The 14,141-nt window shown below is 71.6% G+C and carries 13 protein-coding genes; 3 read left to right on the top strand and 10 right to left on the bottom strand.

Annotated features, from left to right (window positions below; all coding sequences use genetic code 11):
• Positions 1 to 3: 3 nt before the first annotated feature.
• The 8 genes from PGB27_RS08915 to PGB27_RS08880 form a co-directional block, all read right to left on the bottom strand.
• Positions 4 to 396 carry a hypothetical protein gene (locus tag PGB27_RS08915; RefSeq protein ID WP_274200013.1) on the bottom strand — a complete coding sequence of 131 codons (393 nt, stop codon included), beginning with the start codon at positions 394 to 396 and terminating at the stop codon, positions 4 to 6.
• On the bottom strand, positions 393 to 713 hold the full coding sequence (locus tag PGB27_RS08910) for a hypothetical protein (RefSeq protein ID WP_274200012.1): 321 nt from the start codon (positions 711 to 713) through the stop codon (positions 393 to 395). The genes PGB27_RS08915 and PGB27_RS08910 overlap by 4 nt, the downstream gene beginning before the upstream one ends.
• Positions 710 to 2,506, bottom strand: a complete 1,797-nt coding sequence (locus PGB27_RS08905; RefSeq protein ID WP_274200011.1) for a CocE/NonD family hydrolase — start codon at positions 2,504 to 2,506, stop codon at positions 710 to 712. Before PGB27_RS08905 ends, PGB27_RS08910 begins: the two co-directional genes overlap by 4 nt.
• Positions 2,507 to 2,514: 8 nt before the next feature.
• Positions 2,515 to 3,942: an FAD-binding oxidoreductase gene (locus PGB27_RS08900; RefSeq protein ID WP_274200010.1), complete on the bottom strand. Its 1,428-nt coding sequence runs from the start codon at positions 3,940 to 3,942 to the stop codon at positions 2,515 to 2,517.
• Positions 3,943 to 4,672: 730 nt separating this feature from the next.
• A complete protein-coding gene (locus PGB27_RS08895; protein WP_274200009.1) occupies positions 4,673 to 5,368 on the bottom strand; it encodes a 3,4-dihydroxy-2-butanone-4-phosphate synthase in 696 nt (231 codons plus the stop codon).
• A 58-nt stretch (positions 5,369 to 5,426) separates the two neighbouring features.
• Positions 5,427 to 6,260 carry a mycofactocin-coupled SDR family oxidoreductase gene (locus PGB27_RS08890; RefSeq protein ID WP_274200008.1) on the bottom strand — a complete coding sequence of 278 codons (834 nt, stop codon included), beginning with the start codon at positions 6,258 to 6,260 and terminating at the stop codon, positions 5,427 to 5,429.
• A 16-nt stretch (positions 6,261 to 6,276) separates the two neighbouring features.
• Entirely contained in the window at positions 6,277 to 6,774 is a 498-nt protein-coding gene (locus PGB27_RS08885; RefSeq protein WP_274200007.1) for a flavin reductase family protein, read from the bottom strand.
• 2 nt (positions 6,775 to 6,776) lie between these two features.
• A complete protein-coding gene (locus PGB27_RS08880; RefSeq protein ID WP_274200006.1) occupies positions 6,777 to 7,667 on the bottom strand; it encodes an SMP-30/gluconolactonase/LRE family protein in 891 nt (296 codons plus the stop codon).
• 216 nt (positions 7,668 to 7,883) lie between these two features.
• On the opposite strand from PGB27_RS08880, the gene PGB27_RS08875 reads away from it, so the two are divergent.
• From PGB27_RS08875 to ku, 3 genes are all read left to right on the top strand, one after another.
• Complete coding sequence (locus PGB27_RS08875) at positions 7,884 to 8,954, top strand: LLM class flavin-dependent oxidoreductase (protein ID WP_274200005.1); 1,071 nt, start codon at positions 7,884 to 7,886, stop codon at positions 8,952 to 8,954.
• 170 nt (positions 8,955 to 9,124) lie between these two features.
• On the top strand, positions 9,125 to 10,924 hold the full coding sequence (locus tag PGB27_RS08870; RefSeq protein WP_274200004.1) for a sigma-54-dependent Fis family transcriptional regulator: 1,800 nt from the start codon (positions 9,125 to 9,127) through the stop codon (positions 10,922 to 10,924).
• Positions 10,925 to 11,308: 384 nt separating this feature from the next.
• Entirely contained in the window at positions 11,309 to 12,298 is a 990-nt protein-coding gene (gene ku / locus PGB27_RS08865; protein WP_274200003.1) for a non-homologous end joining protein Ku, read from the top strand.
• Positions 12,299 to 12,418: 120 nt separating this feature from the next.
• Here ku and PGB27_RS08860 read toward each other — a convergent pair whose 3' ends face one another.
• Together PGB27_RS08860 and PGB27_RS08855 are read right to left on the bottom strand one after the other, a co-directional pair.
• A complete protein-coding gene (locus PGB27_RS08860) occupies positions 12,419 to 12,703 on the bottom strand; it encodes a DUF3040 domain-containing protein (RefSeq protein ID WP_274200002.1) in 285 nt (94 codons plus the stop codon).
• A gap of 224 nt (positions 12,704 to 12,927) precedes the next feature.
• Entirely contained in the window at positions 12,928 to 14,055 is a 1,128-nt protein-coding gene (locus PGB27_RS08855; protein WP_274200001.1) for an AI-2E family transporter, read from the bottom strand.
• Between the last annotated feature and the right edge of the window lie 86 nt (positions 14,056 to 14,141).

The following is a 14,141-nucleotide window of genomic DNA, read 5'->3' as shown; positions in this document are numbered from 1 at the left end:
GTGTCACTCCCGGTCCTCGGACGATGGGGCTGGGGCCCCGGCGTCATCTGCGCCCGGTCCTCGGGCCCACAGGGCGCGCATGTCGCGCAGCACCCACGTGAGGGCGCCGTCGGGGATGAGGTATCCGGCGATCCCCGTGGTGTGCAGCATGTCGTAGGCCCGCCCGGAGACGTCGGCGAGTCGCGCGGGGAGGTCGGCCTCCTGCTCGGGCGGAGCAGGGACGACCGCGGTGATCGTGTCCGGCCTCTGCTCGATGACCTCGATGCGGTAATCGCCGTCGACGATCGCGCCGAAGTACGCAGCGAGAGCCGCCTTCGGGTCGGCCACCAGCTCCGCGCGCTTCTCGGGATCGGTACTGACCAACCGATAGTGCTCGGCGACGCGGTCGCCGCTCACTGCTCGTCCTGGCCGGTGCGGCCGCGGAACTGCTCGCGCATGCTCAGCAACGCCAACTTGGCGTCCTGCGACAGGATCCACACGAACTGGTCGCCGCTGCGCCACAGGTCCATCTGGTTGACCACGCCGCCTGGCTCGCCGTCGGGGGACGCGGGTGGGATGACCAGGTACAGGGTGTCCCGGCGCTGGACCCGGACGTCGAGGCGCATGCCGTCGGGGACGTCGACGCCCAGTCTCGACATCGCCGCCGCGGGGTCCTGGAGGACAGCAGGATCGCCCCAGGCGAGCGCCGTGAGCGCCTGCTCGAGATCCGTCATGGCGAACCCATCTCGTGGGGGCCTCTCACCGATCCCCCGGAGACGGGCACGGTGGTCACCTCGAGCCAGCTCTCCCCCGCGTAGTGCACGGTGTTGCGGGACAGGTAGGGCGGGACGGGGAGATCGAACTGGGCGTAGCCCTCGCGGACGTCGCTGCGCAGCAGGTCCGAGCGGCTGGCGAGCTCGAGGCGCAAGGTCTCGCCGACGCACAGCCGGGTCGGCGCGGGCGTCAGGCTGAAGCGCAGGACGACCGCATCGCCGGGCACCAGCGGCTCGCGCCGCCCGGAGTCGATCGCGATCTCGATCGCCGTGCTGCGCGCGACGTCCTCGGTGCGGGCCACGGGCCGGATGGCTCCCATCGACAGGTGGTGGAGAGTGCCGGCGGTGTCGACGCGCGAGAGCCGGGCGAGGACGTAGGTGTCGATCTCGTTGCTGCTGACGCTCAGCCGGGCGGTGACCGCCCCGGCGAGGTGGAGGTCCTCGGTGATGGGGAGGTCGAAAGCCAGGGTCTGGTTGGCGATCTCGTCGAGGCCGCCGAGAACCGGGACGCCGAACGGCACGGCGACCCAGGAGTTGGCTCCCGGAGGCGTGCGCTGCGCGTCGAGCCGATGCTTCGCGTGATCGTCCCCGCCGGAACCGAGGTAGAGGCGCGTCACCTCCCCGTCGGGCGGTGGGAACGCGGTGGAGGTGGCGAACCGGTCGGCGCCGTCGAGCCAGTAGCGCACGGGTGGCTGCGCGTCGTAGCCGTTGTCTACGTCGCGCAGGATGTGGTCGAAGAACGCGAGCGCCTCGCCCTGCCAGGCGTACACGGGCAGGTCGAACCGGGGCGGACCGAGGATCATCCACTTGCGGTCGGCGGGGGTCGCGGCGTTCTCGAACAGGTCGTAGCTGCCGAACTGGTGCAGGTTGAAGTACCCGAGGTTCTGCACCACCGTGAACGGGACCTGGACGTCGCCGAGGACGGGTGACGAACCCTCGGGGATCGTGGACTCCTCCCGCGTCTTCTCGTCGAAGATCCAGTGGGTGTAGACGCGCCGCGCCCACTCGACCGGGGTGCTCGCCATGAAGGAGTCGAACATCCGGTCGGCGTTCCTGTGCACCAGCTTCTCGATCAACGGGTGGAGCGGACCGTTGGTGAGGTGGCTGATCAGAGCCCGGCGGTTCGGCGCCATCCGCTTGGTGTAGTTGGCCTCGGTGTAGTTGCCGCCCATCCACAGAGCGAGGAAGAAGCTGGCCGGCACGCCGCCGAACTGCACGAGGTGCCGGAAGAAGTCGGTGCACATCTCGTTGGCGAAGAACGCCCGCAGAGCGGGCGGTCGTCGGGCGGCGACCAGGGGCTGGGTCATGCCGTAGTACGAGGTGCCGAAGAGCACGACCTGCCCGTTGCACCAGGGCTGCTCCGCCGCCCAGGCGATGACCTTCTCGTGGTCGTCGACGTCCTGGGGGTCGAAGAACATGACCTGCTCACCGGTGGAACGGCCCATGCCGCGGCGCTCGACGATCACCGGGCAGTACCCGCGGTCGGTGAAAACCGGCGGCGAGCCGATCTCGTTGGTGCCGGTCGGGACGCCCGCGGTGTGCCATTCGGTGCTGTAGCCGCCGAACGAGACGACCGCTGGGTAGCGGCCGGGCGTCGACGGCGTGTAGACGTCTCCGTTGAGCGTCACTCCGCCGCCCACGGGGATGCGCTGCCCGGCGAGGACGTGGTTGCCGAGCCCGGACATCGCCACGGCGGCCGGCTGCCACCCGGCGTACTGCATGCCCGCAGTCGAGCCCTTGAGCGGAATGCTCACGTGGGACGTCATGAGACGACGCCGTCGAGGTGGGACTCCGACGTCGTTCCTGGAGTCGCCGCGTCCGTCGCCCCGGGCGGGATGTTGTGGTTGATCCGGAAGACGTTGCCGGGGTCCCAACGGGTCTTGATCTCCACGAGACGGGTCCAGATCTCGGGCTCGTAGGCGGCCCGGACGTCGGCGGGGGTGACGTGGGGGCCGGCGAGGAAGTTGACCAGCGCGCCGCCGTCGCTCCAGGGCGCGAGGTCGTCGAGCAGGGCCTGCTCGGCGGCGCCGTCGGACGCACGAGAGCCGGCGGGGTGCGGGTACGCGGTCGTGTAGACGGTGACCGCACCGTGGCGGTGCCCGACGGCATTGGGTACCGCGGGCTCGCGGGCCAGCGCCCCGCCGAGCTGTCGGAGCTCGACGCCGAACGACGCGTCGGGCCCGGCGTGGCGCAGCACGGTCGCCACGGCGTCGTCGTCGGCGCTGTGCAGCACCAGCGAGCGGGTGTTGGTCGCCCGCGGCGTGGTCGGGTCGTTGTGGATGGTCCCGACATCGGTGACCGGCATCGTCCGCACGGTGTCGAGCAGCGGGGTCGCCGCGCGTCGGAGCGGTGCGATGACCTGCTCGCAACGCTCCGAGGTACCCGTCGAGCTGACACGGACCTGGCAGCACCAGCGGCCCCGCACCGCCGACGGCACGGTCGCGAGATCGGGGAAGAGCATCAGGGCAGCCGACAGGCTGAGCTCGTCGGGGGCGTCGCGGCCGACGGCGAGCAGCGCGGAGAGGACCTCGGCAGCCGCCTCGCCAGGGAAGAACAGGCCACCGCCGTAGAGCTCGGCCAGCTCCACCAGCTCGACCTGCATCCCGGTGACGACCCCGAAGTTGCCGCCGCCTCCGCGCAGCGCCCAGAACAGGTCCGGGTGCTCCTCCGCGGTGACCACACGCAGCTGCCCGTCACTGGTCACGATGTCGAGTCGGCGCACGTGGTCGGCCGAGAACCCCCACCGCCGGCCCAGGACTCCCAACCCGCCGCCCAGGGTGTAGGAGACGGCGCCGACCGCGGGCGCGGAGCCCGCCAGCGGCGCCAGACCGAACGGCGCCGCCTCGCGCAGCACCCGGCTCCAGATCGCCCCGGCCTCGAGCCACGCGGTCCGGTCGGCGGGGTCGACCCGGACCCCGTCGGCCCGGCGCGTGGTGATCAGCAGGGCGTCGTCGGCGGGCACGGTGATGCCATGACCGGTCGCCTGCGCACCCACAGCGAGACCCGCGTCGCGCGCGTAGCGCACCGCGGCGAGCACATCGGCCGGGCCCGTCGCCCCCACGACGATCGCGGGCCTCTGGCTCACCGCCAGATCGAAGCCCGCGAGCTCGTCCTCGTAACCCTCTTCCCCGGGCCGCAGGACAGGGCCCGCCACCCGATCGGCCAGGTCGCCGACCGCCGTGGCGGTCATGCCGGGCACCGATCCGTCGACGCTTGGAACGACACGACCGCCAACCCCTCCGCCGGCGGCAGCGAAGCCGGACAGCGGGGCGACGACGCCGGGCCATCAGCCTCAGCCGCAGTGCTCCCGGCGCGCACGCCGATGCATCCCGGCTCGCCGCTTCCCGACACGTCTCGGTTCGACGTCTTCATCACGTGCCTACGCCCCCTGTACTCGCCGTCGACATCGACCAGGTCTCGCTCCGCAGCTCCGCCGTAGGCACCGCATCGCGCGGCTTACATCTCCCTCCACCGAAGGACCTCACGGGAAGGTCCGGAGGACCCGATCTCGGGGGCCGCGCGCCCCTGACCTCTGGACGTGGACCATCGGGAGGCGATCGATGTCTCCGTGGACCGGGCCGAGACGCACGCCGCGCACGAGCCGCCCCCGCTCAGCCCGCGCCTGCAATGAGGAGTGGTCTCGCCGACGCGCTCCTTCGGTTCGAGAGGCCCTCGGGATGTCGTCGATCCCGCGGTGAGCTGGACGTCTCGATCCACCCGTGGCGCGCTGAGATCCACCTGCCACGCGTCACGTCCCGCCGCAGCCAGGCGACCGACGCACTCGATCCGCAAGTCAGCGGTGTACGCCAGCCGACACGACGTCCACGGTCCAGCCACGCGCGGTGGCCCACTCCGGCCCAGCGACCTCGACGACGAGAACACCCGCTGCGCCGAGCCCGTCGATCAGCGCCGCCGAGTCGTCACCAGCCCGACCCGAGGCCATCGCCCCGGTGGTCGGTGCACCTCGGGCCGTCGACGAGGTATGTGGGCGCATCGGACCGCGGGAGAGGCATGAGCAGCTCGGAGACCGTGACGAGGGCGAGGTCGTGCTCGTCGGCGAAGGTGCGCAGTTCTGCCTCGTTCGCCAGCGCGGCCGGACGGTCGGCCGAGACCAGCACCGTGAACGCGGTCGCCGGGCAGAGCGCGGGCGCGAGGACGGCGAGCGTCTGTGCCGCCTCGGCGAACGTGGGGTGGGCGGGCAGGCTCACGGAAGGGACGCGGTAGGGGACCACGTGACCGGGGCGGGTGAAGCGGGTCGGGTCGTGGGTCGGGTCCGCGAGAGCGGCGATCGTCGCGGCCCGGTCGGCGGCCGAGATGCCGGTGCCGCGTCCGACGAGGTCGACCGACACGCGTTGGGAGCTCGGGAGGTCGTCCTGGACCGCCGCCGGCGGGAGGCGCAGCTCCGTACAGGCCCGTGCGGTGAGCGCGACGCCCAGATGGCCGGAGCCGTGGCGCACGGCGAACGCCGTCATCTCCGTCGTGGCGTGCTCGGCGGCGAAGACGAGTTCTCCGACACCGCGCACGTCGTCGACGAGGACGACGCCCTCGCCGCGGGCGAGCCGGCGCACGGCCCTCTCCACCTCGGCGCCCGTGGCGGCGAGCTGCTGAACGGGCACGTCGTTCCCCTCTCGGGAGGTGGTCGTTCCCAGGACAAGGTGTTCGGCACGGTTCGGCTCAGAGCAGACAGCTGCCGGCGTCGATCGCGAGCGCGGCGCCCGTGATGAACCGGGCTTCGTCGCTGGCGAGGAACAGCAGCGCGTTGGAGATGTCGACGGGTTCCACCCAGGGCACCGGGAGCAGCTGCAGCCGACCCGACGCCTCGGCGAACTGCTCCCTCGTCGCGCCCGGCTTGCCGGTGAACAGGTCGTAGATCGGCTGGTTGTGGATCATGTCGGTATTGACCTGGGTGGGGTGGATGCTGTTGACCCGGATGCTGTCCGGGGCCAGCTCCATCGCCAGGGTGCGGGTGAGCCCCACGATCCCGTGCTTGGCCGAGACGTAGTGCGCCATGTTCGCGTAACCGCGGGTACCCGCGACCGAACTCGTGAGGATGATCGAACCGCCCTCCCCGCCGGCCTTCAGGCGAGGGATCGTGGCCTTGACGGTGTGCCACACCCCGCTCAGGTTGATGTCGATCATCGTGCGCCACTCGTCCTCGGGGAGCGACTCAGCCGGCGTCGGGGTGCCGACGACACCCGCGTTCGCGCTGACGATGTCGAGGCGACCGAGCTGGCTCACCCCGTCCTCGACGGCGGCCTCCACCGCGTCGATGTCGCGCACGTCGGCCGTCCTGGCCACGATCCGCCGGTCGAGGGCCTTCACCTGACGCACCGTCTCGGCGAGGTCCTCCTCGGTCGCGGGGTGGCTCACCTCGTACGGGACCGCCTCGCAGATGTCGACGGCGATGATGTCGGCGCCCTCCTGCGCCAGCCGCAGTGCGTGCGAGCGACCCTGCCCGCGCGCAGCACCGGTGATGAAGGCGACCTTGCCTTCGACCCGTCCAGTCATCGGATGTCCTTTCCGGTCAGGTGTGTGACCCCGGTCCGAGGCGGCGGAACCGGCTGCCGTGGAAGATCAGGGGGGCGACGCCGGGTCGGCCGCGCACCGCGTGGACCAGCAGGAGGACGATGTCGTGGTCTCCGGCCGGCACCTCGCCGTGGAGGCTGCAGTCCAGCCACAGCGCCGCGCCGTCGACGACGACGCTCCCCTCGTCGGTGACCTGCCACGTCGTCCCGGTGAACCGGTCGCCTGCCGCGCCCGCGAGTCGACGGCACACCTCCTCCTGGTCCTCGGCCAGCACGCTCAGGCCGAGGCGGCGCCCGGTCCGCAGGACCGGCCACGTCGTGGACTCGTGCCGCAGGTTGATCGCGACGAGCGGAGGCCGCAGGGACACAGTGGTGAACGAACTGGCCACGAGGCCGACGGGCCGGCCGTCGATCGCGGTGCACACCGCTGCGACTCCCGAGGGGAAGCACCCGAAGGCGCGGCGGAGCTGTCCGTCGTCGGTGACGGGCTCGAGCACGGCTACGGCCGGCCGCCGTGCGGGACGTCGACCCGCATCGTCAACAGCCGCGACTCGTGGGTGGCGGCTCGCGCGGCGGGATCGAAGTCCGGGGCCGAGCAGAGGTAGAGCGTCCTGCCGTCCTCACCGCCGAGCATGCAGGCGAACACACCGGTGCCCACGGGCACCTCGTCGAGGACCGTGCCGCCCTCCCGGACCCGGATCACCTTCCCGTTCAGGGCATCGGCGATCCACAGTGCGCCCTCGGCGTCGAGGCAGCACCCGTCGGGCGCCACCTTCACCTGGCCCAGCACGGCCGCGAAGTCGCCAGCGTCCGGCACGTCTCCGAACTTCGCCCACACCCGACAGCTCGTCAGGTTCCCGTCGGCATCGACGTCGAAGGCGGTCACCCGGTTCGCGAACGTCTCGCCGACCAGCAGGACGCCGTCGTCGGTGATCGCGCTGCCGTTCGGGAAGTGCAGCCCGTCCGCGACCTCGTGGACGCTCCCGTCCGGGTCGACCCGGACCAGGCAGGTCGGTGCCGGGTCCGCACCGGCGCCGAGGTCGAACCCGAAGTTGCCCACGTACGCGCGGCCCGCGGCGTCGACGACCATGTCGTTGAGGTTCCCGCCGACGTGTCCGCTCAGGTCCGCGTGGACGACGACCGTCCCGTCGCGCTCCTGCCGCAGGAGGGTGCGGTCCCGGGCCGAGACGACGAGGAGCCGGCCGTCGGGGAGCCAGCCGAGGCCACCGGGCTGGTGGGGGACGTCGAGCTCGGTGCGCAGATCGGAGCCGTCCGCCGCCGCGGAGAGCACACGGTTCGTGTAGAAGTCCGACATCCAGATTCGGCCGTCGTGCCAGCGCGGGCATTCCAGGAACGACATGCCGGTGACCACGGGGGTGAGCGAGGTCATCCACCGACTCCTTTCCCGTCGTGTCGTCGTCGGGGGATCGAGAATGGTGGTCGGCAGTCTGGCAGTCGTGGAACCGCCGGCGTTGTAGCGTTCTGCGACACCGTCTCCGACGACGGCTGTAGCGCATCGCTACACCGCCACGACCCGGGTCCGTCCTAGCTTCGCGGGACGAGAACGGCGATAGAGGCCGATCCCGAGGAGAAACGGAGACCTCCCGTGAAGGCGAGCCTTCAGCTTCTGTTCCAGAACCCCCAGGAAACCGGCCTGACGGACGCGCAGCTCTACGCCGCGGAACTGGGCCTGGCGGACCTGGCCGAGTCGCTCGGATTCTCGGCCGTCTGGTGCGTCGAGCACCACTTCGACGCCCCCTACTCGATGTGCCCGGACAACACGCAACTCCTGAGCTACCTCGCCGCGCGCACCGAGCACATCGAACTCGTCCCGGGCGCGATCATCCTGCCGTGGTGGTCCCAGCCGCTCCGGGTCGCGGAGAAGGTCGCCCTGCTGGACGTCCTCGCCGGCGGCCGCGTCCGCCTCGGGCTCGGCCGCGGGCTGTCCCGCAGCGAGTACGCATCCATGGGCATCGACATGAACGAGTCCCGCGACCGCTTCGACGAGGCCGCCGAGCTCGTGCTCAACGCCCTCGACACGGGCAAGGCCGTGGGTGACGGCCCCTACTTCCACCAGCCCGAGGCCACCCTGGCGCCGGCTCCACCGAAGGGGTTCCGGGACCGCATGGTGTGCATCGCCATGTCCCCGGACTCGCTCGGCGTCGCCGCCCGGCTCGGGGCAGCGATGGCGACATTCGTCCAGTTCCCGATCGAGCAGCACGCACCCTTGATCAAGAACTACCAGGACGAGTTCCGCACGGCGCAGGGACACGAGCCGCCCCCGCCCACCCTGACCGAGTTCGTCTACTGTTCGGAGGACCCGGAAGAAGCCGAGAGGATGGCCACCGAGTACATCTCCAAGTACTTCATCTCCGTGGTGAAGCACTACGAGTTCGCCGGCGTCCACTTCGGTGAGACGAAGGGTTACCAGTCCTACGACGCCGTCGCGGCCATGATCCGCGAGGCCGGCCAGGAGGCCGCGGCCCAGGGCTACGTGCACGCGCAGACGTGGGGAACTCCCGACCAGATCCTCGAGAAGATTCGCCACCGTCGCGACGTCATCGGGGAGTACGACCTGAACTGCGCGTTCTACTACGCCGGGCTGCCGATCGAGAAGGCGGAGGCGAGCATGCGGTTGTTCAGCGAGAAGGTCATCCCGGAGCTCAAGGCGTTCTGAACGGTGTAGGGGTGGGCCGGTCGGCGGCCCACCCCTGCCCTGACCGCCGCCACCGTCCCATCTTGCTACACCCCGCCGAACGCGTCGCCCGCTAACCTGCGACCTGCGCACTGCCGATGGAGGCGGACGGAGGCTCCGGTCGATGATCTCGCGAACCGGGGTGCTGCACCGTGGCCGGTGACGAGGTCGTGCGCTGGCTCCGCGCATTCTCCCGCGCGCGGGACGAGTTCCTGTCGTCGTCGGTCACCCGGCTGCCTCCTCCGGCCGGCCTGATCCGTCCCACCGTCCACGCGTCGTGGCGCCGGTCGCGGTTGCAGGGCCTCGATCCGGACGAGGTCGAGCCGCACCACCTCGACGACGTCGACTCCGACCACTACCTCGCGCGGGCGGTCGCGCCCGTGGTGAATCGGCGCGAGGTCGCCCTGGAGCACGGGGCGTACGCGCTCGTGCTCACCGACAGGGACGGTCGGCTGCTCCACCGATGGGTCAAGGCACCTCGCCTCGCCGAGGCAATGGACGCGCTCGGGGTCGCGCCGGGTACGACGATGGACGAGTCGGTCGTCGGGACGACCGCCCTCGTGACCATGCTGACCGGCAGCCCGGAGATGATCCGAGGGCCGGAGCACTACTCGGACCGGCTCCGGGACTTCACCTGCGCGAGCGCGCCGATCGTCCATCCGATCAACCGTCGGCTCCTGGGCAGCATCTCCCTCGTCTGTCGCCTCCGCGACACCGCGCCCGTGATGCTCCCGTGGGTCACGGAGATCGTCGCGGCCGTCGAGGAGGGCCTCCGTCTGCGCTCGGCTCGACGGGAACAGCAGCTCTTCGACGCCTACACGAGGCACAACCGGGATGCCCGCCATCCCGTCGTCGCCCTCGACTCGTCGACGATCATCACCAATGCCGCAGCGGCCCGTCTGCTCAGCGGGGTCGACCAGAGCATGCTGTGGGAGCACGCACGCCGGACCCTCGTCGGCCCGAGCGGCCCCAGCACCCTGACCCTGCCGAACGGTCACGTCGTCTCCGTCGACTGCCGCGCCGTGTCCGACGACGAGGACGACGCCGGCGCGGTGCTCCTGATCACGAGGCGTGCCGTGCCCTCGACGGTCGACGACACCTGCGCGATCACCGGGACCGAGCGCGGACTGCCCCGGCTCACCGGGCGGAGCCAGCACTGGCAGGCGCTCTGCCAGCAGGTCATCGCGCTGAGGGGGGTCCGGTCGTCGGTGCTCGTGACCGGTGAGCCCGGGACCGGACGCCTCTCCGTCGCCCAGGCCCTGCAGGGGTGGCAGGACGTCCGTGTCCTCGACGCCGCCGACGCCGCCTCGCGCGGGCGCAGGGGGTGGTGCCGCGCGCTCGAGGCCGAGCTGGACGGCGTCGACGCCTCGTTGGTCATCCGGCATGTCGACCTCCTCGACCCCGCACTGGCGCAGGCGACGCTGGCGACCCTCCGCCGGGTACCGCCCGCCCGGCTCCTGGCGACGGCCGACCGGAGCATCCACGGGACGAGTCGGCCCAACGCGCTCCTCGACTCCTTCGCCGCCGTCGTCGAGGTCCCTCCCCTGCGCGATCGTCTCGACGATCTCCACGACCTGGTCGCGGCGTTCACCGACCGCGCCGGCGGCCGCGGCCGGGTGGAGTGGACTCCGGAGGCGATCCAGACCCTCAGCCGGGTCGACTGGCCCGGCAACCTCAACTCCGTGGATGCACTCGTCCGCCGGCTCGTGGCGGACACGGCGGGTGGCCGCCGTCGGATCACGGTCGAGCACCTGCCTCCCGAGTACCTCGCACGGGGAGCGCGGCGGCCGCTGGCCACCCTCGAACAGACCGAGGCCACGGCGATCCTGAACGCCCTGCGGGCCGCGGGCGGCAACAAGAACCAGGCCGCCCTCGCCCTCGGGATCGCTCGGTCGACCCTCTACCGCAAGGTCCGGGCCCTCGGGCTGGACCTGACCACCACGGTCTACTGACGCTCGAACCCGACACCGGGCGTGAGTCCAGCCGGCGGGTCGAGGGCGGCGCGCGGTCGCTCCGACATGTGGGCACCTCTCGCGACGAGGACTGCACTCGGTACAGGGCTGGACCACACCACGGGCACTCCAGCGCGACGAGCATGCGCCTGAGAAGCGGAGACACGGCGAGCGGGCGAGGCCGCGCGTCTCGTCGGTCCGGGGTTCCGTGGAATCGCTGACGAGGCGACGAACACCTCAGATGCCCATGGACCTCCGGTATCGGGAGGACCCACCGGATGGGCCGGTCCCTGGTGCTCCCCGGGACGGTGCACGCTCGGGCTGCTCCTCGCCGGGCACGTCTGGGTATCACCCGGTGCGGACGGACGGGGACGGGAGACGGTGATGGCACCACGGGCGGTCTGGAGCGGGGCGATCACGTTCGGTCTCGTGACGATCCCGGTCGGGCTCTACAGCGCGACCGAGGACCACACCATCCACTTCCACCAGTACGTCCGCGGCACGTCCGATCGCGTCCGTGTGCAGCGGGTGAACGAGCGCAGCGGCGACGTGGTGCCGAACGACGACATCGTCAAGGGCCGCGAGGTCGACGACGAGATCGTCGTCGTGGAGCCCGACGAGCTCCGCGACGTCGCCCCCGGACGGTCCCAGGCCATCGACGTCGTCGAGTTCGTCGACCTCGCCGAGATCGACCCGGTCTACTTCGACCGCACCTATTGGGTGGCGCCGAGCGATGACAGGTACACGCACGCCTACGGGCTGCTGTGCCGGGCGCTGGCACGGAGCAACCGCGCCGGCATCGCGACCGTGACCATGCACGGGCGCGAGCACCTGACCGCGCTGCGCGCCGACGGTGACGTACTGGCGCTGCAGACGCTGTTCTGGGCCGACGAGGTCCGCGACCCCACCGAGCAGCTCTCCTCGCTCCCCGTGCACGACGAGCCGAAGCAGCAGGAGCTCGACACCGCGATCCAGCTCGTCGATGCGATGACGACGACCTGGAAGCCCGACCAGTACGAGGACACCTACACCGCGCGCGTCGAGCAGCTGATCGCCGACAAGCGCGAGGGCCGCGAGGTCGTGCCCGCGGAGGCGCCGGCGGAGGCCACCGACGTCGGCGGCCTCCTCGAGGCGCTGCGCCGCAGTGTCGAGGCCGCGGGCGGCCAGGCGCGGTCGGGCGACGGTGGCGGACCCGACGGCAACGGCGACGGCGACGGCGACGGCGACGGGGACGGCGAGGACCTCGCCACCCTGAGCAAGTCCGAACTGTCCCGACGGGCCCGCGAGCTCGACATCTCCGGGCGGTCGTCGATGAACCGCGACGAGCTCGCGCGGGCCGTCGCCCAGGCGCGGACGTCCACCCGGGCGTCCTGACGACGGCGGAACGCGACCCGGGGTCGACTCCCTCGAGTCATCGTTCTCGGGGAGCGGGCGTGGAGCACGCAGCCGAGCGCCCCGCCGCCAGCAGCGCCGCGCGCGACCCGGTCTGCGCGCTCAAGGTCGGCCCGACGCCGGTCGGCGCTGCAGCGCCCTCATGTGCATCCGGCGCGCGGTGAGGGCGGGCCACGACAAGATCATCACCACGAGACCGGCCTGCACGACGAGACCGAGTGCCAGGAGCGCGATCGCGAGGGCCACACCCACGGCCGCGAGCACGACCCGCCAGGCAGCCCGTCCGCGCCACGTCCACTGTCGCATCCGTCGGGCGAGGACGGGGTCGGCGAACGCGAGCTCGCGTTCGACCTCGTCCAGCACGTGCCGGTCTCGATCGCTGAGCATTCGACCCGCCCTCCTCGCCACACGGTGCGCCGCCGCGGCTGCTTCCCCGTCGTCGACACCCCGCCGACGCGTCCTCCCCCAAGGCACTCCCGGGCAGGCTGTCGGGGTAGGACCGTCGGCCCTGCCCCTGGGGGCCGCGGGGCCCTCGTGAGCGGCCGCCGGCCGCATCGTCGTCATCGAGCGATGTCGGCCGGGCCCGGCCAGGGTGGCTCAGGGCGACGGCCTCAGGTGCGGTCGAGCCGCGGAAAGACGATCTCTCGGATGACCAGCAGCACGGCGGCGGCGACCGGTATGGCCACCAAGGCTCCGATGACGCCCAGCAGTGCGCCGCCGACCAGCACCGCGATCACGGTGAGCACGGCGGGGACGTCCACTGTCCTACCCATGATCTTCGGCGTCAGCAGGTAGTCCTCGACGAGCTGGTACACCACGAAGAAGCCGACCGTGGCCAGCGCCAGAGGCCAGGACACGGTCAGGACCACCAGTGTGGTCAGGACGCCGCCCATCACGGGCCCGACGACGGGGATCAGGTCCAGTAGGGCGACCAGCACCGCCAACGACAGTGCATAGGGCACACCGAGGATCAGCAGCCAGACGAACGTGGCCGCGCCGGCGACCACCGATATCACCACATTGCCCAACACGTAGCCCCCGAAGCGGACGCAGGTGGCGTCGCCGATCAAGACGGCGCGAGGCCGCCGTGAGGCCGGCGCCAACCGGTACGCCGCTCGGCGGATCCCGGGCAGTGTGGCCAGGAAGTACACCGTGAGCACGACGACGACCACGGTGTCGCCCAACCAGCCCAGGACCGCCAACCCTGCCCCGAGCACACCATTGATCAGCATCGAGCTGTTGCCGGCGAGGGCCTGCTCGAGGTGTTGCTGCAGTCCGAACCGGGCGTCGAGCTGCCCGATGGTCGAGCTGCGGTCCTGCAACAGCTGCAGGTACCGCGGCGTCTGCCCCAGGAAACCGGCCGCCTGCTCGATCATCGGGGGAACGGCCAGCGCCAGGAAGCCGCCCACGATCACCACGAATCCGATGCAGACGAGGGTGACCGCGAACCCGCGCCGCAGCCCGCGGCGGGCCAGCCAGGACACCGCCGGCTCCAACCCCAGCGCGACGAACAGTGCGACCCCGATCAGGACCAGGACGCCGGCCGCGACGGTGACCAGGTGCACCAGGGCGATGACGACCGCCACGCCGAGCGCCGCGCTGAGCCCGATCAGGAACGGCGAGCGGCGATTCAACGGCGAACCGAGGGGGCCGAGGGGCTGCTGCGTCGTGCTCGAGCGCGCGGCGTTCGCCTCGGCCTCGGCGATCGCTCCCTCCGCGTCGAGGTGGGGCTGCGCCACCGAGGGGTGATGCCCACGCTCCGCGTTCGCCACCGGGCCGCCGTCATGCGATGTGGGGCCGCGCGGGCCACGCGCACTCCCCGTGT

The organism is Actinomycetospora lemnae (assembly GCF_028737315.1).
Lineage (GTDB): Bacteria > Actinomycetota > Actinomycetes > Mycobacteriales > Pseudonocardiaceae > Actinomycetospora > Actinomycetospora lemnae.
This window is presented reverse-complemented; position numbering and strand designations above follow the sequence as displayed.